This window comes from Pseudomonas sp. K5002 (assembly GCF_013386655.1).
Classification (GTDB): Bacteria; Pseudomonadota; Gammaproteobacteria; order Pseudomonadales; family Pseudomonadaceae; genus Aquipseudomonas.
Genome location: NZ_JACARK010001521.1, coordinates 1 through 695, shown reverse-complemented (window position 1 = coordinate 695; position 695 = coordinate 1). Strand labels below are relative to the sequence as shown.

1 protein-coding gene is annotated in these 695 nt (G+C 65.2%); it reads right to left on the bottom strand.

The genetic code is table 11. From position 1 onward, the window contains the following. Window positions 1-695 (bottom strand): aminotransferase class I/II-fold pyridoxal phosphate-dependent enzyme (locus HX846_RS37650; protein WP_178967516.1); only part of this gene is annotated, 695 nt, incomplete at both ends.

Genomic DNA, 695 nt, shown 5'->3' with positions numbered 1-695 from the left:
AGCAGGCTGGCGGCCGCCGGCACGTTGTCCCCGCCAAACACCGCCAGTTGTTCCAGCAGCTGCGGATGACCGATCGCAAGCCCCAGGCGTGCGCCGGCCAGGCCGTAGATTTTCGAGAACGTGCGCAGCACCAGCAAGTCGTCATGGTCCTTGACCCACGCCACACAACTGGGTGCGTCACTGAAGTCGATGTAGGCCTCGTCCACCAGCAAAATGCTGCCCTGGGGTTTGCGCGCCAGTGCCTGTTCGATGGCCTTGGCGGGTGTAAGGGTGCCGGTGGGATTGTTCGGGTTGCAGAGGTAGATCAGGCCGGGCTGGCGGTCAACGGTGAGCATGGCGGGAAGGTCATGGGCGTGATCGGCGGTGAGATCGACTTCGTGCACCCTGGCCTTTCGCGATTCGGCAGCCTGGCGCGGTACTTCGTAGGAAGGCGTGGCCATCACCAGGCTGCGGGTTTCGCTGGTAAACGCCAGCACCGCGTAGCGCAACGCAGCCATGGAGCCGGCGAACACCGCCACCTGTTCCTCCAGAATGCCCTGCTGTTTGGCAAACTGTTCGACCAGCGCGTACATGTCCGGGTACGGGTAGCGCCCCGAAACGGCAATACCGCGCTGCATGGCCTGCCGCGCAGCCGGCGAGGGCCCGTAGGGGCTTTCGTTGTAGTTGAGCAGCACCTCGGGCGCCGCCACGGCGGG